Source organism: Alishewanella sp. WH16-1 (genome assembly GCF_001441695.1).
Taxonomy (GTDB): domain Bacteria; phylum Pseudomonadota; class Gammaproteobacteria; order Enterobacterales; family Alteromonadaceae; genus Alishewanella; species Alishewanella agri.
In genome coordinates, this window is the sequence record NZ_LCWL01000120.1 from 1 (window position 1) to 446 (window position 446).

Annotated in this window: 1 pseudogene; it reads right to left on the reverse strand. The window is 45.7% G+C overall.

The features are described 5' to 3' along the window. Positions 1 to 272: 272 nt before the first annotated feature. Positions 273 to 446 (reverse strand): annotated as a pseudogene (locus AAY72_RS16765) (IS110 family transposase); the annotation flags it as partial.

Here is a 446-nt window from a genome sequence, read left to right on the forward strand (position 1 = left end):
CACCGGCTTCAAGGATCACATATATGTACACCTCAAAAAAGTCCACCGTTTGGCATGCAATTTTAATGTATTAACGGATTAAGCTGCCTACGTATATCCGGCCTTTTTATTGAAGATATCTTTAGCTCTTCTGGCCCAAATGAGAACCGCGCCTCTGCTGCTTATCGTCCCTACGGAGTTTAAACTCCTGCGTGATCATCAGCGTTTGCAAAGGCCGGTTTAACCTGTTAATTCATTTTCATTACTTGCCTGGTGGTGTGAACTCGTTTGTTTTAGCCTGGTTGATACTCTTGCTGGTGATAAAGTACGGACCAGATAATTCGAGCGAGCTTGTTGGCTATAGCAACAACTGCTTTGTGCTTACCGCGACGTTCAGTCACTTTTCTCGCCCAGCTTGATAGCCTATCGTTATTGTTGTCGGCATTACGCAGAACGCTCCAGGCCCC